This window comes from Sphingobium sp. C100 (assembly GCF_000508185.1).
Classification (GTDB): Bacteria; Pseudomonadota; Alphaproteobacteria; order Sphingomonadales; family Sphingomonadaceae; genus Sphingobium.
In genome coordinates this window covers 94,008-114,400 of sequence record NZ_AYOY01000112.1, presented here as the reverse complement: position 1 = coordinate 114,400, position 20,393 = coordinate 94,008, and the positions used below count along the sequence as shown (strand labels likewise).

At 65.4% G+C, this 20,393-nt stretch carries 16 protein-coding genes and 1 pseudogene; 4 read left to right on the top strand and 13 right to left on the bottom strand.

Annotated elements, in window-relative coordinates; translation table 11 throughout:
* The coding region (locus tag C100_RS32885) for a CarD family transcriptional regulator (RefSeq protein ID WP_024019279.1) at window positions 1-1,917 on the bottom strand (1,917 nt) is incomplete at its 3' end.
* A 142-nt stretch (window positions 1,918-2,059) separates the two neighbouring features.
* The gene (locus C100_RS32880; protein WP_024019278.1) at window positions 2,060-2,326 is read right to left on the bottom strand and encodes an FAD assembly factor SdhE; all 267 of its coding nucleotides are present in this window, start codon (window positions 2,324-2,326) and stop codon (window positions 2,060-2,062) included.
* Between the two features lie 136 nt (window positions 2,327-2,462).
* Here C100_RS32880 and recG point away from each other — a divergent pair, with 136 nt between their 5' ends.
* The gene (gene recG / locus C100_RS32875) at window positions 2,463-4,526 is read left to right on the top strand and encodes an ATP-dependent DNA helicase RecG (RefSeq protein ID WP_024019277.1); all 2,064 of its coding nucleotides are present in this window, start codon (window positions 2,463-2,465) and stop codon (window positions 4,524-4,526) included.
* 63 nt (window positions 4,527-4,589) lie between these two features.
* On the opposite strand, the gene C100_RS32870 is transcribed toward recG, so the two are convergent.
* Window positions 4,590-5,675 carry an anhydro-N-acetylmuramic acid kinase gene (locus C100_RS32870; protein WP_031309063.1) on the bottom strand — a complete coding sequence of 362 codons (1,086 nt, stop codon included), beginning with the start codon at window positions 5,673-5,675 and terminating at the stop codon, window positions 4,590-4,592.
* A gap of 55 nt (window positions 5,676-5,730) precedes the next feature.
* Here C100_RS32870 and tyrS point away from each other — a divergent pair, with 55 nt between their 5' ends.
* Both tyrS and C100_RS32860 read left to right on the top strand, forming a co-directional pair.
* The gene (tyrS, locus tag C100_RS32865; RefSeq protein WP_024019275.1) at window positions 5,731-6,948 is read left to right on the top strand and encodes a tyrosine--tRNA ligase; all 1,218 of its coding nucleotides are present in this window, start codon (window positions 5,731-5,733) and stop codon (window positions 6,946-6,948) included.
* A 95-nt stretch (window positions 6,949-7,043) separates the two neighbouring features.
* Entirely contained in the window at window positions 7,044-7,400 is a 357-nt protein-coding gene (locus tag C100_RS32860; protein ID WP_024019274.1) for a PilZ domain-containing protein, read from the top strand.
* Here the strand turns inward: C100_RS32860 and C100_RS32855 are convergent.
* Both C100_RS32855 and C100_RS32850 read right to left on the bottom strand, forming a co-directional pair.
* Complete coding sequence (locus C100_RS32855) at window positions 7,372-8,445, bottom strand: mechanosensitive ion channel family protein (RefSeq protein WP_024019273.1); 1,074 nt, start codon at window positions 8,443-8,445, stop codon at window positions 7,372-7,374. The two genes, C100_RS32860 and C100_RS32855, sit on opposite strands and share 29 nt — an antisense overlap.
* Before the next feature lie 92 nt (window positions 8,446-8,537).
* On the bottom strand, window positions 8,538-9,713 hold the full coding sequence (locus tag C100_RS32850; protein ID WP_024019272.1) for a vWA domain-containing protein: 1,176 nt from the start codon (window positions 9,711-9,713) through the stop codon (window positions 8,538-8,540).
* Between the two features lie 145 nt (window positions 9,714-9,858).
* Here C100_RS32850 and C100_RS32845 point away from each other — a divergent pair, with 145 nt between their 5' ends.
* Window positions 9,859-11,223, top strand: a complete 1,365-nt coding sequence (locus tag C100_RS32845; RefSeq protein WP_031309062.1) for a methyl-accepting chemotaxis protein — start codon at window positions 9,859-9,861, stop codon at window positions 11,221-11,223.
* On the opposite strand, the gene C100_RS32840 is transcribed toward C100_RS32845, so the two are convergent.
* The 8 genes and pseudogenes from C100_RS32840 to dnaG form a co-directional block, all read right to left on the bottom strand.
* Window positions 11,211-12,068, bottom strand: coding sequence for a DUF817 domain-containing protein (locus C100_RS32840; protein WP_024019270.1), 858 nt, complete (start codon window positions 12,066-12,068; stop codon window positions 11,211-11,213). The two genes, C100_RS32845 and C100_RS32840, sit on opposite strands and share 13 nt — an antisense overlap.
* Before the next feature lie 22 nt (window positions 12,069-12,090).
* Window positions 12,091-12,854: pseudogene (locus C100_RS47840) on the bottom strand (IS5 family transposase).
* 105 nt (window positions 12,855-12,959) lie between these two features.
* Entirely contained in the window at window positions 12,960-13,994 is a 1,035-nt protein-coding gene (locus C100_RS32835) for a hypothetical protein (protein ID WP_024019269.1), read from the bottom strand.
* A 90-nt stretch (window positions 13,995-14,084) separates the two neighbouring features.
* Window positions 14,085-14,498: a GFA family protein gene (locus C100_RS32830; RefSeq protein WP_024019268.1), complete on the bottom strand. Its 414-nt coding sequence runs from the start codon at window positions 14,496-14,498 to the stop codon at window positions 14,085-14,087.
* 37 nt (window positions 14,499-14,535) lie between these two features.
* Window positions 14,536-15,381, bottom strand: coding sequence for an AAA family ATPase (locus C100_RS32825; protein WP_024019267.1), 846 nt, complete (start codon window positions 15,379-15,381; stop codon window positions 14,536-14,538).
* A gap of 92 nt (window positions 15,382-15,473) precedes the next feature.
* Entirely contained in the window at window positions 15,474-16,154 is a 681-nt protein-coding gene (locus tag C100_RS32820; RefSeq protein WP_024019266.1) for a DUF6975 family protein, read from the bottom strand.
* 136 nt (window positions 16,155-16,290) lie between these two features.
* Complete coding sequence (gene rpoD / locus C100_RS32815; RefSeq protein WP_024019265.1) at window positions 16,291-18,342, bottom strand: RNA polymerase sigma factor RpoD; 2,052 nt, start codon at window positions 18,340-18,342, stop codon at window positions 16,291-16,293.
* A gap of 45 nt (window positions 18,343-18,387) precedes the next feature.
* On the bottom strand, window positions 18,388-20,298 hold the full coding sequence (gene dnaG, locus C100_RS32810) for a DNA primase (protein WP_024019264.1): 1,911 nt from the start codon (window positions 20,296-20,298) through the stop codon (window positions 18,388-18,390).
* Window positions 20,299-20,393: the final 95 nt, after the last annotated feature.

Genomic DNA, 20,393 nt, shown 5'->3' with positions numbered 1-20,393 from the left:
GAGCCGGTCCATCGGCTTGCCCGCGCCCAGATCCTCCACCACGTCGGCGATGGCGCGGTCCTGATCCTCCGTCTCGTCATAGGGGAATCGATCGACGAAGGCGGGATAGCCGGCCGCGTCGGGCTCGGCGACGGTGGCGGCGCGCAGGGCGCGCTCGGCGGCGGTTTTCAGCAGTTCGCCCGCAATTTCGCGGATGCGTTCCTTCATCCGCGCCTTGCGCCGCTGCCAGGCTTCGCCGCCCAGCTTGTCGAGGCTTACGCCCTCGCTGTCGGAGCCGTAGCGGGAGAGGACTTCGAGATTTTCGACCGGCACATAGAGTTTGTCGCCGCCTGCATAGCTGAGCGCGACGCAATCATGCGCGGCCTTGCTGACCGGGATCTGGGTCAACCCTTCATAACGGCCGATGCCATGGTCCATATGGACGACGAGGTCGCCGGGCGAGAGGGTGGCGAGTTCCTGCAGGAAGGCGTCGGCGCTCTTCTTGCGCTTGGCGCGGCGGACGAGGCGGTCGCCCAGCATATCCTGTTCGGTGAGGACGGCGACGTCGGGCGCGGTGAAGCCATGGTCGAGCGGCAGGACGGTGAGGACGACGCTGCCGCTGGCGGCAATGCCGAGCGCTTCCTGCCAGCCATCGGCGGCGGCGAGGCGGGGGACGTCATGATCGGCGAGCAGGCCCGACAGGCGCTCACGCGCGCCGCCGGAATAGCTGGCGATGACGACCTTTTTCTTACTCCGGCGCAGGGCTGCGATATGTTTGCCGACCGCTTCGTAGATATTGCTGTTCTGCGCCCGTTCGGGGGCGAAATCGCGCGGGCCGTCCACGGCGAAGTCGAGCACCGTCGCGCTTTCAGGCTCATGGAAGGGTGTGGTGCCGTGCATCGGCAGGGTGGCGACGGCGGCGTCCCATTCGGCCGCGTCGAGATAAAGGGCGTCGGGCTTCAATGGGCGATAGGAGCCGGGATCGGACGATTTCGCCTGGACGCGGTTGGCGTGATAGTCGCGGATCGCCTCGAACCGGTTTTCCGCCGCGCCCGCGACGCCATGGTCGCGGATGACGACGGCATCGTCGCCCAGATGGTCGGCGAGGGGAACCAGCTTATCCTCGAACAGGGGCAGCCAATGTTCCATGCCGGCAAGGCGGCGGCCGTCGCTGACCGCCTGATAGAGCGGGTCGCCGGTCGCTGTGGCGCCGAAGGTTTCGCGGTAACGCAGGCGAAAGCGCTTGATCGTCTCTTCGTCCAGCAGCGCTTCGGAGGCGGGGAGGAGGGTGAAGCCGTCGACGCTGCCGGTGGTGCGCTGGTCGGACGGGTCGAAGCGGCGGACCGTCTCGATCTCGTCGCCGAAGAAGTCGAGGCGCAGCGGCTGTTCCTCGCCGCCGGGGAAGAGATCGACGATGCCGCCGCGAATGGCGAATTCGCCCCGGTCATGCACCGTGTCGGTGCGGACATAGCCATTGCCCTGAAGCATGTCGGCCAGCCGCGTGATCGCGATCCGCTCCTTGGGCGCGAGTTTCGCGACCAGTTGGCGGACGCGAAAGGGCGTAAGCGTGCGCTGGGTCATCGCGGCGAGCGTGGTGACGACCAGTTGCGGGCCTTTCGGCCGGGCTTGCAGCGCATAGAGGCCCGCGAGCCGCGCGGAGGCGGCGCGCAGCGACGGGCTGGCGCGGTCATAGGGCAGGCAGTCCCAGGCGGGGATTTCGACGATCTCGATTTCCGGCGCGAAATAATGCGCCGTGTCGGCGACCGCGCGCATCAATTGCTCGTCCGACGCGATGAAGACCGCGCGGCCGCCCCCGGTCGAACCCCCGGCGCCGGCGGCGCGGGCGATGTCGGCCAGCAGCCAGGGCTGGAACCCCGCCGGCACGCCGGACAGGGTGAGCGGGGCCTTGGCCTTCAGGATTTTTTGCAGGTCGGTCATGTCACTTCGCTCTTCAATCCCTCCCGTGGAAGGGGAGGTGGCTGGCCATAGGCCAGACGGAGGGGTGTCGCGCTATCGGGAGGGGGATATCCCTCCACCACCGCCTCTGGCGGCGGTCCCCCTCCCAGGAGGGGGAGGATTTTCAGTTTTCGATCTTTACGAAATCAAGCTTCAGGAACTTGTCCATCATCGGACCTTTCCATGGGTCGGGCACGGGGATCGTGCCGATGGCCCAGCCCATGATGTCGGCATCCTGTTCTTCCATGAAGCGTTCGAACCAGGCGATCTCTTCCGCGTTCCAGGTCGCATGATAATGGTCGAAATAACCGCCGACGGTATAGTCCGCTTCCCGTGTGCCACGGTGCCAGGCGCGGAATTGGATGCGGCGCATCTGGGGGTCGTCGTTCACAATTTGTTCCTTTGCCGGACATGGCGCCGCCCGCCGATCGGGCGTTTGAGGAACCGTCCCGGCTGCGATCTGGTCTCTTCTCTCCCCGAAGACGTTCACAGAGGAACGATCAGGCGTTACAGCCCGTCAGATAGCCATGCGACCCGATATTCTCAATCCGCTCTTTGCCGAAATTTCCCTGTTCAAGGGGATCGGCCCCGCGCTGGCCCGCCCGCTGGAGCGGCTGGGCCTTCAGCGCGCGGTCGATGTCGCCTTTCACCTGCCGGTCAGTTGGGTCGATCGGCACCTGACCGACGAACTGGACATGGCGGACGCCGGGCGGGTGATCGGCATTACCCTGACCCCGGTCGACTACAAGGCGAGCGGCAGCGCGCGCGCGCCGTTCCGCGTCCATGCGAGCGACCGGCATGGCAACCATGTCAGCCTGGTCTATTTCGGTCGGAACAGCGGCTGGCCGCGTAAGCTGCTGCCGCTCAATGAGCCGAAATTCGTGTCGGGCAAGCTGGAGGCCTATGGCGAGAACCTGCAAATCGTCCATCCCGACTATGTGCTGCCGCCCGAGGAAGCGGCGACGATCCCGCCGCGCGAATCGGTCTATGGCCTGTCGGAGGGGCTGACCAACAACCGGATGCGCGACATTGCGGGCCAGGCGCTGGTCCGTGCGCCTGACCTGCCCGAATGGATTGAGCCGAGCCTGCTGGCGCGTAAGGAATGGCCGACCTGGCGTGAGGCGCTTGTCCGCGCCCATGCCGATCCGGCCGATGCCATGGCGCGCGAACGGTTGGCCTATGACGAGATTTTCGCTGGGCAATTGGCGCTGATGCTGGTGCGGCAATCGTCGCGGCGGCGGCGCGGCATCCCCATTGAGGGCGACGGGCGGCTGCGCGACATGCTCAAGCTGCCCTTTGCGCCGACGGGCGCGCAGCGGCGCGCCACGGCCGAGATCGAGGGCGACATGGCGCAGGCGACGCCGATGCTGCGGCTGCTGCAAGGCGATGTCGGTTCGGGCAAGACCCTGGTGGCGCTGATGGCGCTGCTGAACGCGGTCGAGGCGGGGATGCAGGGGGCGATGCTGGCGCCCACCGAGATATTGGCGCGGCAACATTATGAGACGCTGCGGAAGATGGCGTCGGGATTGCCGGTCGAGATCGCGATCCTGACCGGACGCGACAAGGGCAAGGCGCGCGAGGCGACCTTGATGGGGCTGGCGGACGGCAGCATCGACATTCTCGTCGGCACTCACGCCATTTTTCAGGAAGCGGTGCAGTATAAGGCGCTGGGCCTCGCCGTGATCGACGAGCAGCATCGGTTCGGCGTAGCGCAGCGGATGATGCTGGCAAGCAAGGCGGAGCGGTCGCCGCATTTGCTGGTGATGACCGCGACACCGATTCCGCGCACGCTGACGCTGACCTATTATGGCGAGATGGAAGTGTCGCGGCTGGACGAGATGCCGCCGGGGCGCCAGCCGATCCAGACTTTGGTGATGGCCGCGAGCCGGCTGGACGAGGTGGTCGATGCGCTCGCCCGCCATGTGGACGGCGGGGGACAGGCCTATTGGGTGTGCCCGCTGGTCGAGGAAAGCGAGACGAGCGACCAGGCCGCGGCCGAGGCGCGGGCGGAAACGCTGAAAATGCGGTTCGGGGATCGGGTCGGCCTGGTCCACGGGCGCATGAAGGGGCCGGACAAGGATGCGGCGATGGAGGCCTTCGCCGCCAATCGCACCCAGATACTGGTCGCGACCACCGTGATCGAAGTGGGCGTCGATGTGCCCAATAGCAGCCTCATCATCATCGAGGGCGCGGATCGGTTCGGTCTGGCGCAGTTGCACCAGTTGCGCGGGCGGGTGGGGCGCGGCGACAAGCCGTCGACCTGCCTGCTGCTGCGCGGCAATGCTTTGGGCGAAACATCGCGGGCGCGGCTGGCGCTGATGCGCGAGACGAATGACGGGTTTCGGATTGCCGAGGAGGATCTGAAGCTGCGCGGCGCGGGCGAAGTGCTGGGCACGCGCCAGTCGGGCGAGGCGGAGTTGAAGCTGGCGACGCCCGAACATGTCGCGGTGCTGATCGACCCGGCGCGCGATGACGCGCATCTGCTGATCGAACGCGATGGCGGGCTGGACAGCGCGCGGGGGGCGGCGGCGCGGATTTGCCTGTATCTGTTCGAAAAGGATGCGGCGGTGGGATTGTTGCGCGGCGGGTGAGGGGTGAAAGCCGCCGGCCCGCTCACCGCCCTTCCTGGCCAGCCCCGCGCAGCCGGAACTCCATCACCCCCGAAACAGCACCCCGCCCGTCATCGCTTCGGGCGCGCCTGTGGTGCCTGGAAAGCTGATCGGCAGCCCCCGCATATGCCGCACCGCCATATAGGCGAAGCCCTGCGCCTCCAGCGCGTCGCCGTCCCAGCCCAGGCCATCGACCGACAATATCCGCGCCCCGGTCCGGTCCGCCAGCATCGCCATCAAGGTCGCATTATGCCGCCCGCCGCCCGCGACATGAATCTGCGCCGGGCGCTCCGGCAGATGACCGATCGCCCGCGCCACGGCGGCGGCGGAAAAGGCGGTCAGGGTGGCCGCGCCGTCCGCCACGCCCAGTCCCTGCACGGCATCGATGCTGAACCGCTCGCGGTCGATGCTCTTGGGCGGTGGCGCCTCGAACCAGGGGTCGGCCATCATCGCCGCCAGCCGTGCGTCATCGACCCGGCCCTGCGCGGCGCAAGCCCCGCCCGCATCATAGGCCGCGGCCCCATGCGCCTGCATCCAATTGTCGATCAGCCCGCTCGCCATGCCGGTGTCGAACGCGATCAGCGTCCCGTCCGACCCGATGAAGCTGATATTCGCCACGCCGCCCAGGTTCAGCACCGCCGCTGGCTTTGCCAGTCCCTGCGCCAGCGCGCGGTGATAGACCGGCAGCAGCGGCGCCCCCTGTCCGCCCGCCGCCACGTCGGCGCTGCGTAGGTCGCCGACGACCGGGATGCCGAAGCCGCCGGCAAGCCCCGCGCCATCGCCAATCTGCCAGGTCCATCCCCGTTCGGGCCGATGCGCGACCGTATGGCCGTGAAAGCCGATCACGCCCACATCCTCCGCGACATGCCCGCTGCGGCCCAGCAGGTCGGCCACCGCCTGCACATGGCGTTCGGTCAGTTCCGCCTCGACCGACGCGATCAGCGGTTCAAAGCCCGGCCGCTCCATCGCCATCGCCCGCTGGCACGCTTCGGCAAGGCGCAGGCGGAACCCGTCGTCATATGCCATGGCGTGAAAGGCGACGGCGGCCACCGCATCCTCCCCGTCGGTGTCGATCAGTGCGGCGTCGATCCCGTCGCGCGATGTGCCGGACATCAGGCCGATTGCCAACATGATCGAAAACTCCGCCTCTTTTCCAGTCGCACCCGCAATGCTACAGGCGCGCGCCATGAGCAACTATAGTTCCGATCTCCTGCGCCTGCTGGAAACACGCGGCTTCATCCACCAGTTGACCGATGCGGAGGGGCTCGACGCCCTCGCCGCGCGCCAGGTGGTGCCGGGCTATATCGGTTTCGATCCGACCGCGCCGTCGCTTCATGTCGGCCATCTGGTCTCGATCATGATGTTGCGCCAGTTGCAGAAGGCCGGGCATAAGCCGATCGTGCTGATGGGCGGCGGCACCGGCAAGATCGGCGATCCCAGCTTCAAGGACGAAGCGCGCAAGCTGCTGACGGTCGATCTGATCCAGGAAAATGTCGCCAGCATCAAGCGGGTGTTCGAACGCTTCCTGACCTTTGGCGATGGCCCGACGGACGCGATCATGGTCGACAATGCCGACTGGCTCGACAAGTTGGAATATATCCCGTTCCTGCGCGACATCGGCCAGCATTTCTCGGTCAACCGGATGCTCAGCTTCGATTCGGTGAAGCTGCGGCTCGACCGCGAACAGTCTTTGAGCTTCCTCGAATTCAATTACATGATCCTCCAGGCTTATGATTTTCTGGAGCTGTCGCGCCGCGCGACCTGCCGCCTGCAAATGGGCGGGTCCGACCAGTGGGGCAATATTGTCAACGGCGTTGAACTGGCCCGCCGCGTCGATGGGACGCAGGTGTTCGGCCTCACCACCCCGCTGCTCACCAATGCCGACGGGACGAAGATGGGCAAGACCGTGGGCGGCGCGGTGTGGCTGAACGAGGATCAGCTTTCCCATTATGATTATTGGCAATTCTGGCGCAACACCGCCGATGCCGATGTCGCCAGCCGCCTGCGTCTTTTCACCGACCTGTCGATGGACGAGGTAAACCGGCTCGCCGCGCTGGAAGGGGCGGAGATCAACGAGGCGAAGAAGATTCTCGCCAACGAAGCGACCGCGCTGTGCCGCGGCGCGGATGCGGCGGCGGCGGCGGCGGAAACCGCGCGCCGCACGTTCGAGGAAGGCGCGTCCGACGCCGATCTGCCGACCGTCAGCCTGGGCGTCGACGGCCTTAATGTCGTGCAGGCCACGACCGGCCTTGGCTTTGCCACCTCCAACAAGGAAGTGCGCCGCAAGCTGAGCGAAGGCGCGATCCGCGTGAACGACGCGGTGGTGAGCGATCCGGCCCTGGCGCTCAAGCCGGGCGACAAGCTGAGCTTCGGCGCAAAGAAGCACGGCATCGTCATCGCCTGACGCATCTGTCGCCGGCGCAACGGAAAATGCGTTAGTCGCCTGTTAACGCTGTTCTTTTACATCCGGTCCATATCGACATGATTAGGCTCGCCGCCATGTCGTCCTCGGTCTTCGCCAATCTTGGTCATGTCATGCGTTCGCGCGACCCTTCGGTCGAGCAGCGGCGCGCCAAACGCGATCTTGTCGACATGGTCAGCCATGTGACCGCGCGGGGGCGCACCCATGGCATCCGTATCATCAACATCTCGGAACTTGGGCTGATGTGCCGGTCCGACGGCGAACTGCTGACCGGCGAGCGGATCAGCGTCTGGCTGCCGGTGCTCAAGGATTATGCCGCCGAGATCCGCTGGGCGCAGGATGGCCGGGCGGGCATGGAATTTCTCGAACCGATCAGGCCGCGCCTCTATGACGCGATGATGGCGCTCATTCCGCCGCGCCAGACGGCCTGGTAAAGCCCTCGCCCGCCTCCAGCCGCTGCCGGCTGCGCACCAGCGCTTCGGGCATCTCCTTCCGCAGAAACTCCATCACCGCCTCGCGCACTTCGCAGCGCAGGTCGAAGGCCGCCCCGGCATTGCGCGCCGACAGCAGCCCGCGCAACTCCAGCGCATCGGCGCGATGGTCGGTCACCTGGACGATGGCGACGCGCCCGTCCCACCGGCTGTTCGCCTTCGTGGCGTTGACGAACGCCTCGCGGATGCGCTGCACGTCGGCGGCCGGATCGACATAGAAGAATATGGTGCCGAGCAGGTCCGACGTCTTGGTGGTCCAGTTCTGAAACGGCTTTTCCAGGAAATAGGAGACCGGCACCACCATCCGCCGATCGTCCCAGATGCGCACCACGACGAAGGTCAGGGTGATATCCTCGATCCGCCCCCATTCCCCCTCCACAATCACCACATCGTCCAGCCGGATCGGCTCGGAAAAGGCCATCTGGATGCCCGCGATCAGATTTTTGAGCGCGGGCTGGGCCGCCGCGCCGACCGCCAGGCCGACCAGCCCTGCCGACGCCGCCAGCGTCACGCCGATGGAACGCACGCCGGGGATGGCGATCAGGATCATCGCCATCACCAGCACCGCGACCACGCTTTGTGCGATGCGATAGAGGATGCGCACGCGCGTATGCCGCCGCCGCGCCTTCAGATTATCCTCGGCATGAATGTCCGAATGACGCTCGATCATCTGCCGGATCACGCGCAGGATGCGAAAGATCAGCCAGCCGACCAGCAGCGCGAACAGCATCTTCGACCCGATCGACCAGAGCGACTCCAGTTGCGGTCCAAGCTCCAGCGGCTGCAACCCCGCGCCCAGCGAGAACAGGACCACCAGCCATCGCGTCGGCTGGAAAATGGCCGGCAGCAAGGTCGGTGTCATCTTCGCCCGCACCACCCGGATGGCGATGGCGTAAAGTGCCCAGTGGATCAGGAACGCGGCGACGACCGACGCCGCCAGCGAAAAGGCGGCCAGCGACGTGATGTTGTTCAGGCTGATGTCGGGCATGGGGGAGGAACGCGGTCCGCGCCGCTTTGTTTCGCAAGTGCAGCAGAGTTTTTGCCGAGGGGACGGCCCTGTCGCGCGTCAAACCGCCGCGCTTACCGTTTTCGCGTCAGCTCCCGCATCGCGCCGTCGATGCCCTCGATCGTGAGCGGGAACATGCGGTCGTTCATCAGCTCGCGGATCATCCGGGTGGACTGGCTATAGCCCCAATGCTCCTGTGGCGTGGGGTTGAGCCACACGGCGGCGGGATAGGTGTGGGTGGCGCGGCCGAGCCAGACGGCGCCCGATTCCGCGTTCATATGTTCGACGGAACCGCCCGGATGGCTGATCTCATAGGGGCTCATCGCCGCGTCGCCGACGAAGATCAGCTTATAGTCATGGCCATATTTGTGCAGAATGTCCCATGTCGGGGTGCGCTCCGAAAAGCGGCGGCGATTATCCTTCCACACGCCTTCATACAGGCAATTATGGAAATAGAAGAATTCCAGATTCTTGAATTCGCCGGTCGCCGCCGAGAAAAGTTCTTCGCACAGGGTGATGAACGGATCCATCGAACCGCCGACGTCGAGGAAGAGCAGCAGCTTGACCGCATTATGCCGTTCGGGCCGCATTCGGATGTCGAGCCAGCCCTGCCGCGCGGTGCCGCGGATGGTTTCGTCGAGGTCCAGTTCGTCGGCCGCGCCTTCCCGCGCGAAGCGGCGCAGGCGGCGCAGCGCCACCTTGATATTGCGGGTGCCAAGCGCCTTGCTGTTGTCCAGATTGGCGAATTCTCGCTTTTCCCACACTTTGATCGCGCGCTTGTGACGGGATTCGCCGCCGATCCGCACGCCTTCGGGATTATAGCCGCCATGGCCGAAGGGAGAGGTGCCGCCAGTGCCGATCCATTTATTGCCGCCCTGATGCCGGCCCTTCTGTTCCTCCAGCCGCTCCTTGAGCGTCTTCATGATCTCGTCCCAGTCGCCCAGCGACCTGATCTTCTCCATCTCTTCGGGCGACAGGAATTTTTCCGCGACGAGGCGCAGCCATTCCTCCGGGATTTCGGCCTCTACCCCGTCCTGGCCCAGCGCGCCCTTGAAGACCCTGGCGAACACCTGGTCGAAACGGTCGAGAAGGCCTTCATCCTTCACATAGGTGGCGCGGGCGAGATAATAGAAATCTTCCGGCCGCCGGGCGATGACGTCCCGGTCCAGCGCCTCCAGCAGCAACAGATGCTCCTTGATGCTGGCGGGGATGCCCGCAGCGCGGAGCGCGTCGAGGAAATTGAGCAGCATGGCGCCCCTTGTCGGGCAGCGCAGGGGCGGATGCAAGTCGGCAAAATCCGCCTCTTGTGCGAATATTAAGTGTTGCGGCGCATGGTTAATCCGTCACTATTCATGAAGCGGGCAAATTAGCGGGGTAGGCTTGGAAAACAGGGACTTGTTGGCCGATCTGGGGGAAAGGTCGGGCGACATAGCATTGCAATGCAGCGAAACCGCCGGGTTTCTGGGCGAGCTTAACCGCCGCATCCAGACCGATGCCGCGCATCTGGGCAGCTTGCAGACCCATATGGAACAGCTGGCGGCGAGCCAGGGGGAAAGCGTGGCGGCGGCGCGCGAATTGAGCCAGACGGCCCATCGCGCCGAGCATATCGTCGCCGACGGACATGACGTGATCGGCCTGTCGCTGGGCGAAGTGGCGGGGCTGGTCGAGCATGTCACCGGCCTGGAGGGGCATTTGCGCCAGTTCCTGTCCGTCATCGAGGCGGTGGGCGATGTTTCCGGCCAGTTGAGCGCGATTGCGCGGCAGACCCGCCTTTTGGGGGTCAACGCCGCGATCGAGGCGGCGCGCGGCGGCGAGGCGACCCAGGGCTTTGCCGTGGTGGCGGAGGAGATCAGGCGGCTGGCGGGGCAGGCGGGCGAGTCCTCCGCCTCCGTCGCCGACAAGCTGGGCCAGCTGGATCGCGATGCGCGGCGGCTGATCGGCGGGGTGGAGGCCAATATCGCGCGCGGGCGGGGCGTCAGCACGCATATCGACCAGTTGCGGCTGCACATGGCGGAGATCGCATCGCTGGTGACGCAGTTCGGGGCGCGATCCGGCACGATCGTCGCCTGTACCGACGCGGCCGACGGCGATGTCGCCGCGCTGCGCGAGGGGCTGGCCGATTTCAGCCGGTCCGCCCAGGAAAGCACGGCGCGCGTGGACACGGCCCGCACCCAGTTGGAGGGGCTGGAGGAGATGGCGAACGCCATGCTCAACACCGCCGCGCATGGGCCGCAGATCACGCGCAACAGCCGTTATATCGCCCTGGCCGAAGACGGGGCGGAGGAGGTGCGCGGCGCGATCGAAACCGGGCTGCGGGACGGGACGCTCAGCATCGACGCGCTGTTCGATACCGGCTATCGCCGCATCGACGGGGCCGATCCGGCGCAATATCTGAACGGCTTCACCGACTTTGCCGATGCGGTGCTGCGGCCGGTGCTGGACCGGCATACGGCGCAGGACAGCGCCATCGTCGGCTGCTGCCTGATCGACATGAACGGCTATCTGCCCACCCATATCAGCGCGCGCAGCCAGCCGCAGCGGCCGGGCGAACGATCATGGAACATGGAATATGCGCGCAACCGCCAGATTTTCATGGACGCCCAGACCCGGCGCGCGCTGGACGGCGCGGGCGATTTCTTCCTCTTCACCTATCGGCAGGATCTGGGCGACAGCCGCTATCGCGCGCTGCGCAGCGTGTTCGTGCCGCTGGTCTTCGCCGGGCGCCGCTGGGGACTGTATGAGGTCGGCTATCTGATCTGATCGCCGTCGCGGCGGATGCCATGGATCAGCGAGACGAGCACGAAGGAGATGATCATCAGCAGATACCAGCTGCCCAGCTTGGCGATGCCGACCATCTGCCAGCCATGGCGTTGGTCCGGATAGGTCCAGGCATTGGCGAAGGTGCCGATATTTTCCGCCAGCCAGATGAAGAGGGCGACCAGGAAGAAGCCGACCAGCAGCGGCATCCGCCGCGCCCGGCGCCAGGGCGTGAAGATGATCCAGCTTCGCCCGAACAGCAGGATCGCCGCGCCGAACAGGGCAAGGCGCACATCCGGCAGCCAGTGATGGGCGAAGAAATTGACATAGATGGCGCCGGCCAGCAGCGCGGTCGTCCACAGCGGCGGATAGTGGGTGAAGCGGAAGGCGAAGATGCGCCAGATGCGCGCGATATAGCTGCCGACCGCGGCATACATGAAGCCCGAAAAGAGCGGCACGGCGCCGATGTGGAGCAGGCTGGCTTCGGGATAGATCCATGAGCCGGCCTGCGTCTTGAACAATTCCATGACCGTGCCGATCAGGTGAAAGGCGAAGATCACCTTCGCCTCGCCCCAGCTTTCGAGGCGGAAGGCGAGCATTCCCGCCTGGATGGCGAGCGCGGCGAGGGTCAGGAAATCATAACGATGCACCGGCGCGCCGGCCGGATAAAGAAAATGGGTGGCCAGCAGCAATGCCAGCATCAGCCCACCGAACAGGCAGGCCCAGCCCTGCTTGAAACCGAACAGCAGAAATTCAAACGCCCACGCCTGCGGGCCGGGCGCGATGCGGATGGCTTCGAGCCGGGCGCGGATGCGGGCGAAACGGGTCGCGCCCGATGGCTGGATCATCCCGCCGTCCTAGGCTCCGGACTCAATTGCACCAGAAGGTGAGTGAGGCAGCGAGGAAGACGCCGGCCATGTAATTGGTGGCGAGCTTGTCGTATCTGGTTGCGATGCGGCGCCAATCCTTGAGGCGGCACCAGAGGCGCTCGACGAGGTTGCGTGCCCTATAGGCGTCGCGATCATAGGGGATGGGCGCTTTTCTGCTGCGGGTGGCGGGGATAACCACTTCGGCACCTTGGGCCTGGATGGCGGCACGGATGGCGTTGCTGTCATAGCCGCGGTCGGCGATCAACTTGTCGAAGCGGCCACGCGCGGCCTCGATCAAGGCAGGCGCCATGGTCATGTCGGAGAGGTTGCCGGGCGAGATCAGCAGAATGCGCGGCCTTCCGGCAGCGTCGGTCAGTCCGTGGATCTTGCTGGTGCGTCCGCCGCGCGAGGTTCCGATGCCTTGCGCGAAGGCCCCCCTTTTGCGCCGGCGGCCGAGCGATGGACCTTGATGCTGGTCGAGTCGATCGCGGACGAGCCCCAAACCCCACTGTATCCAGTCAGCGCCTCGAAGACCTCGAACCATACACCTTGCTGGCTCCAGCGATGGAAGCGGTTGTAGATCGTCGTGTAGGGGCCATATTCCGGCGGGCAGTCGCGCCACCGCGCGCCGATCTTGAGCATGTGGACGATGCCCGAAATCACCCTTCGATCATCGACCCGCCGCGCTCCTTTACGGCCCTGCGGCAACAAAGGCTCGATCTTTGCCCACTCCGCATCGCTCAACCACGTCAACTGCCGTGCCATCAAGGTCTCCTGCTCTCGCACTAACCCTTGAATCAGTGCCATCGCGCGCCCGCAACCTTATTGAGTACGGACCCTAGGGCCGGTTCCGCGCGAAGGGAAGCGGGCTCAGCGGGCGGGCGCGCCGCCCGGCTGCATCGTCACATCGCCATTGGCGGCATAGGCGGCGATAGCCTGGGCCTGGGCGGTCTGCGGGTCTTTGCCATCCAGGATCGCGGCGATCTGGCGCGGGCTGGGCACTTTATCATAGACGCCGTAGAGGTCGGTCTGGCCGACCATGTGGATCGAAAGCTTATAGCCCTGCGCATCGGCGGCCGGATCGAACGCGAGCAGGGTGCCGCTGTCATCGACCGGTACGATGATCGCGCCGTCGCTGCGGCCCGCCTGCTGAAGCATGTCGTAGCGGCCCTGCGCCGTGGTCACGGTGCCGCGTACGCAGAGCTGGTCGCGCCCGTCGCGCGGGATGCGCACATCATGCGGCACGGCGTCCGCGTCGCTGGCGGCGCCGAGCCGGGCGTCGCCCGCATCGGCAGCCGGGCATGCGGCCAGACGCGCGGGCATCGTCGCGTGCAGCGTGGAGGCGTCGTCAAAGGCGAGGCCCGACAACATGCCGTCCAGTCCGGCAAGCACTTCGGCGCGGCGTTCGGTCGGGCCGGTGACGCGGATCTTGACGATCCAGCGCCCGGCATGGACGAAGCCCGCCGCCGTCGTCAACGCCCCGTCGGCGGCATCGTCATAGACGGCGCGGATCGCATGATCGGCCTGACCGGCGGCCGGCGCGCTGGCATAGGCGGTGCGGCGGGTCTTGTCGCCGAACCGCGCCATGATCGCCTTGTCGGTCATATAGGCGGCCAGCGAAGCGTCGGCATAGGTCGGCATATAGACATAGAGCGTCGCCTGCACGGCGCCGTCCTGCGACAGATATTGCGCGTAATTATCGACCGCGCGGCCGCCATTGGACACTTCCCCGCTCTTGGTGAGCGAAAGGCCCGCGACGGTCTGCGGCAGGGTGATCCCGGCCGCATTGGCGCGGATCGCGGTGGCGGTCGGCGTCCATGCCTCCGCATCGTCCGCCGCCTGCGCCAGCGACGGCGCAGCCAGGCAGAGAGCCGCAGACAACAGGAACAAGGCGCGTTTGGGCATGGGCATCCCTCTCCAGAACCGGCCGTCTTCGTGCGGCCTTGGACTATGACAGGGAGGCTACAGACTATGCGCGCGGGCGCAAGCGGCTTTTCACGTCACCGGGGGCATTTGCGCCGGATAATGGGGGAGGTCGGGATCATGATGCGCCCAGGCCGGCGCGGCATCGGTCCAGATCACCGCCTGCGGCCCGATGAGCGAGGGATCGTCGAGCGCGCCGGCGCGAATGAAGGTCAGATGCGGGCGCGCTTGCGCCATGCTGAACAGGGGTGTGCCGCATTCCGGGCAGAAGCCGCGCTTCATGGCGTTGCCGCTGTCGGCGACGCTGTCATGCCAGCGCACTTCGCCGGTGGTCGTCACCGCGTCGCTGGGGAAGCAGATATTCACCGTGGACCCGCCGCCGCCCAGATATTGGCACAGGCGGCACCAGCATTGGCGCGCGGCCAGCGGTTCGGCGTCGATCGCGATGCGAACCTGGCCGCAGAGGCATCCGGCGGAATGGGGCATGGCAAATATCCTGCAACGGGGGAGGGGAAATGCGCCCTTAACGTCCCTGCCGCCGCGCCATGAAAGCGAGGCGTTCGAACATCATGACGTCCTGCTCATTTTTGAGCAGCGCGCCATGGAGCGGCGGGATCGCCTTGGTCGGGTCGCTGTTCTGGAGCACGTCGAGCGGCATGTCCTCGGCCAGCAGCAATTTCAGCCAGTCGAGCAGTTCGGAGGTGGAGGGCTTTTTCTTGAGGCCCGGCACGTCGCGGATCTCGTAGAAAATCTCCATCGCGCGCGACACGAGGATTTTCTGGATGCCGGGGAAATGAACCTCGACGATCCGCTCCATCGTCTCGCGGTCGGGGAATTTGATATAGTGGAAGAAGCAGCGGCGCAGGAAGGCGTCGGGCAGTTCCTTCTCATTGTTCGAGGTGATGATGACGACGGGGCGCTCCACCGCCGCGACCGTTTCCCCGGTTTCGTAGACATGGAAGGCCATGCGGTCGAGTTCCTGCAACAGGTCGTTGGGAAATTCGATGTCGGCCTTGTCGATCTCATCGATCAGCAGCACGGGCAGATTGGGGGCGGTGAACGCCTCCCACAATTTGCCCTTGCGGATATAGTTGGAAATGTCATGGACGCGCGGGTCGCCGAGCTGCCCGTCGCGCAGGCGGGCGACGGCGTCATATTCGTAAAGGCCCTGATGCGCCTTGGTGGTCGACTTGACGTTCCATTCGATCAGCGGCGCGCCCAGCGCCGTGGCGATTTCCTGCGCCAGCACGGTCTTGCCGGTGCCCGGTTCGCCCTTCACCAGCAGCGGGCGGCGCAGCAGAACGGCGGCGTTGACCGCCACCTTCAGGTCATCGGTGGCGACATAATCCTGCGTGCCTTCAAAGCGCATCTTCGTCCTTTCGCTGTCCCGATCCCTACGGACCTAGGCATGGCGACCGACGCGCGCAATGGGTTTTGTCGCTGTGCGGTGGCGATGCGGCTTCAGTCGCCCCGGGCGCGCAGGTCGGCGCGGGCGGACAGAATATCCCACAGGCCGCGATGCTGGTTGAGCAACTGGCGCGCGCCGAACTGGATGGCGCGGTCGATAATGTCGTCGCCGCCAATGTCGCGGGCGACGACCAGGGTGGCGGCACGGTCGGGCAGGGCGCAGGGATGCGGTTCCAGTCCGGCGCGGATCGCCGCCATGTCAAGGACTTGGCGCATCGCGCGCCAGTCGAGCACCAGCGCCATCGCCGCGCCCATGGCGCAGCCCCGGCGGTCCGACTGGGCGAGCGTGTCGAGCGCATGGCGTTGCTGGCTAACGGCGGTTTCGCAGTCGGCCTGTCCGGCCGTGCTGGGGGCGGGGCCGGCCGCGACGGTGACCTGGGTCAGATAAGTGCGCTCGGCGGCGAAGGCGTCCGCCGCCTCGATCAGCCATTGGCGCGCCGCGTTTTCGGTGGACCGGGTGGCGGCATGGTCGATGACGCCGGGGTGGCGGCCATGGAGCAGGCATATATAGGACGCCGCATCGGCCAGATCGGGCAGCGCCAGCAGCCCTTCGCTGGCAAGGCCGGTGCGCGCCCTGATGACATAGGCATGGGCGGCCGTCCCGTCAGCCGCGACCAGCGCGTCGAGCACGCGCGCGATGTCGCCGAACTGATAACGCGGTGCCGCTTCGCTCATGCTCGATTTCCCTGTGAAAGCCCGCCCATGCGGGATCGCCACAGGCATAAGCCCGTCGAGTAAACGTCCGGTTTACGGAATCAGAAAGGGCGACCGTGAAAGCCGCCCTTTTTCGTCAAACTTGGTTAACGTTGCTTTACTGATCCAGAAAACTGCGCATTTTTCTTGAGCGTGAGGGATGCTTCAACTTGCGCAGCGCCTTCGCCTCGATCTGGCGGATACGTTCGCGGGTCACGCTGAACTGCTGGCCCACTTCCTCCAGCGTATGGTCGGTGTTCATGCCGATGCCAAAGCGCATCCGCAGCACGCGCTCTTCGCGCGGGGTCAGGCTGGCGAGGACGCGGGTGACCGTTTCCTTGAGGTTCGCCTGGATCGCCGCGTCGACCGGGATGATCGCATTCTTGTCCTCGATGAAATCGCCCAGATGGCTGTCTTCCTCGTCGCCGATCGGCGTTTCCAGGGAGATCGGCTCCTTGGCGATCTTCATCACCTTGCGCACCTTCTCCAGCGGCATGGAGAGGCGCTCGGCCATCTCTTCCGGCGTCGGCTCGCGGCCCTGTTCGTGCAGGAACTGGCGGCTGGTGCGGACCAGCTTGTTGATCGTCTCGATCATGTGGACCGGGATGCGGATGGTCCGCGCCTGATCCGCGATCGAGCGGGTGATCGCCTGCCTGATCCACCAGGTCGCATAGGTGCTGAACTTGTAGCCGCGACGATATTCGAACTTATCCACCGCCTTCATCAGGCCGATATTGCCTTCCTGGATCAGGTCGAGGAATTGCAGGCCGCGGTTCGTATATTTCTTTGCGATGGAGATGACGAGGCGCAGGTTAGCCTCGACCATTTCCTTCTTCGCGATGCGCGCTTCGCGCTCGCCCTTCTGCACCATGTTGACGATGCGGCGGAATTCGCTGAGCGACATGCCGGTCGCCTGGGCGATCTCGCCCACTTCGTTGCGGATGCGATCGACCGATCGACCCTCCGCCGCGGCGAAGGCGGACCATTTCTTGTCCAGGCCCTGCACCTTGTCCAGCCAGCCGTCGTCCAGTTCCTGGTTCACATAGCGATCCAGAAAGTCCTTGCGGCTGACCTTGTGACGCTCGGCCAGGCGCAGCATCTGGCCGCCCAGCGCGGTAAGGCGCCGGTTATAGGCATAAAGCTGATCGACCAGATATTCGATCTTCTGCTGGTGGAACTGGACGCTCTCGACCTCGGCGGTCAGCTTTTCGCGCAGATCCTGATACATGTCCTCATGCGACTGGCTCAGGCTGTCGCCGCTGGCCATGGCGGCCATGCGCGCTTCCTGCGCCTGGGAAAAGCTGCGGAAGATTTCCGTGATGGTTGCGAACTTCTCCAGCGCCATCGGCTTGAGGGTTTCTTCCATCTGGGCGAGGCTGAGGGTATTATCCTCCTCGTCATCCTCTTCGGCGGGGCGGGCGCGCCGTTCGGTCAGGCCGTCCTCTTCGTCCCCGTCGGCGGATTCCTCCTCCGGCTCTTCTTCTTCCTTGAAGCTTGGTCCGGCGGTCTTTTCGCTGATCTCGCCATCATCGTCCTCGGCGCCTTCCTCCAGGCTTTCCGGGGCAGGATCTTTCGACAGCATGGCATCGAGATCGAGGATCTCGCGCAACTGCATCTCGCCATTATTGAGGGCGGTCGACCATTCGATGATCGCGTTGAAGGTGGTCGGGCTTTCGCACAGGCCCAGGATCATCGTGTCCCGGCCAGCCTCGATCCGCTTGGCGATGGCGATCTCGCCCTCGCGGCTCAGCAGTTCGACCGCCCCCATTTCGCGCAGATACATGCGAACGGGATCGTCGGTGCGATCGACCGTTTCCTTCTTCTTTTCGGTCATGAGCTTGGGCGCGCCATCATCCTCGGCGCTATCGTCGGTCGATTCGTCGTCGCTGTCGTCGCGCTGCGGCTCGTCTCCGTCCTCGCTCGCTTCCTCATTCTCGACGATGTTGACGCCCATTTCGTTGAGCGCCGCCATGATGTCCTCGATCTGCTCGGAGGACATCTGGTCCTGCGGCAGGGCGTCATTCAGTTCGTCATAGGTGATGTAGCCGCGCTTTTTCGCGCGGGCGATCAGCTTCTTGACGGACGCTTCGTTGAGATCCAGCAGCGGGGCATCGCCGCCATCCTCGCCATCACCTGCTCCGCCGTTCTTGCTGTTCGCCTTGGTCGCCATTTATTCGCCTTAACTGCACCATCCCTGCAAAAGGGATAATCTGGATCAAATACTATCTTCGGGCTGCGTCAGTTCCGCCAAACGGCGATCGTGATCGGCTTTCAGCGCACGAATACGCTGTTGTTCAGCGAAATTCTCCTCGCTGAAGTCGCTCTCGAACCGCCTTGTGGCCTCCACCAGCGCCGCTTCCAACTCCGGCCCCTGTGCCATCACCCGAACGGCCTCCTCCAGGTCGCGCGCCAGGCGATCCGGGTCGGTGGTCATCCTGTTGGGCGTGAGTGTGAACGTGTCGGCCCGGAGCATCCCCTTGGCCATATTATACACTTCACCTTGCCCCAATATGGTAAGGAGGGCCTGTGTTTCAACTGTTTCTTTGCGGAAGGAGAAACTGATCATCGCCGCGAGCAGTTGAGCCAGCAGCGGGTCGCCGATTTGCAGGCTCGACAGCATCTCGCGATGGGTCGCGATCTGCGCGGGATGGCGCAGCAGGCCGGCGAGGACGGCCCGGAGCAGATGCCGTTCCATACCGCTGGCGCCGATCGCACGGACTTCGGTGCCGGCCGGCGGAATTGGCGGTTTCCAGTTGCCGCGCTTGTCGCGTTGCCAGCGGCCGGCGCTGCCCGCGTTGCCGCCTTGAAAGCGCTGCTGGGCAGGTGCCGCGGCACGCCTTGCGAAGAAGAGCGCGTCATAGCGCTCGCGAAACTCATGGGCGTAATGGGCGCGCACATCGGGATGCGCAATCGCATCCGATATGGCGCGAAGCCGCTGCTTGAGCGCGGCCTTCTGTTCGGGCGTGTCGAGCGGGGCGCTGGAAACTTCATATTTCCAGAGTCGCTCGATCAGCGGTTCGGCGTTGTTCAGCACCGCCTCCATCGCCTGTCGGCCGCTGGCGCGAATCAGGTCGTCGGGATCTTGTCCCGCCGGCAGCGTCGCGAAGGCGAGGCTGTGGCCGGGGCGAAGCAGGGGCAGGGCGCGGTTGGCGGCGCGAATCGCGGCCTTCTGGCCCGCCGAATCGCCGTCGAAGCAGAGGAGCGGCACCTCCACCATCTTCCACAGCCGCTCGATCTGATGCTCGGTCAACGCCGTGCCGAGCGGAGCGACCGCTTCGCCAAAGCCCGCCTGATCGAGCGCGATCACGTCCATATAGCCTTCGACCACGATCACCCGGCCGGTCTGGCGGCTGGCGGGGGAGGCGCGGTCGATATTGTAGAGGGTGCGCCCCTTGTCGAACAGCGGCGTGTCGGGCGAATTCAGATATTTGGGCTCGCCTGCCCCCAGGATGCGGCCGCCAAAGGCGATGACCCGGCCGCGAATGTCGCGAATGGGGAACATCAGCCGGCCGCGGAAGCGATCATAGCTGTCGCGCTTTCTGGCCTGGCCGCCGTCCGGCTCGGCGCCATCGGGGTCGATCAGCAGCCCCGCCTCGACCAGCATCGGTTCGCCAAACTCCTTGAGCGCGGTCTTGAGGCGGCCGCGTCCGTCGGGGGAATAGCCAAAGCCGAAGGTGCGGCGGGTGGCGTCGCTGATGCCGCGCTTGCCCAGATAGGCGCGTGCATCCGCGCCATCGATGCCGCCCAGTTGCTCCTCGAAAAAGCGCTGCGCGGCGGCCATGGCGTCATGCAGCCCCCTGGCCTGTTCGGCGCGTTTCGCCGCGCGCGGGTCGGGGGCGGGGACGTCCATCCCGGCGGCGGCGGCCAGTTCCTTCACCGCCTCCATGAAGGGCAGGCCGCGCTGGTCGGTCATCCAGCGGATCGCGTCGCCATGCGCGCCGCAGCCGAAGCAATGGTAGAAGCCCTTCTCGTCGTTGATCGTGAAGCTGGGCGTCTTTTCATTATGGAAGGGGCAGCAGGCCTTATACTCGCGGCCAGCCTTCTGCACCTTCACGCTCCTGCCGATCAGGGTCGACAGCGAGGTGCGCGCGCGCAGTTCGTCAAGGAAGGCGGGGGTGAGGCTCATGGAGTCAAAGCCCCTCCCTGCTTAGGGAGAGGTCGGCGTCCGTGGCATTGTTGCGCAGCGGGCGGGCTTTTGCGCTGGGGCGAGCATAGCCTTTG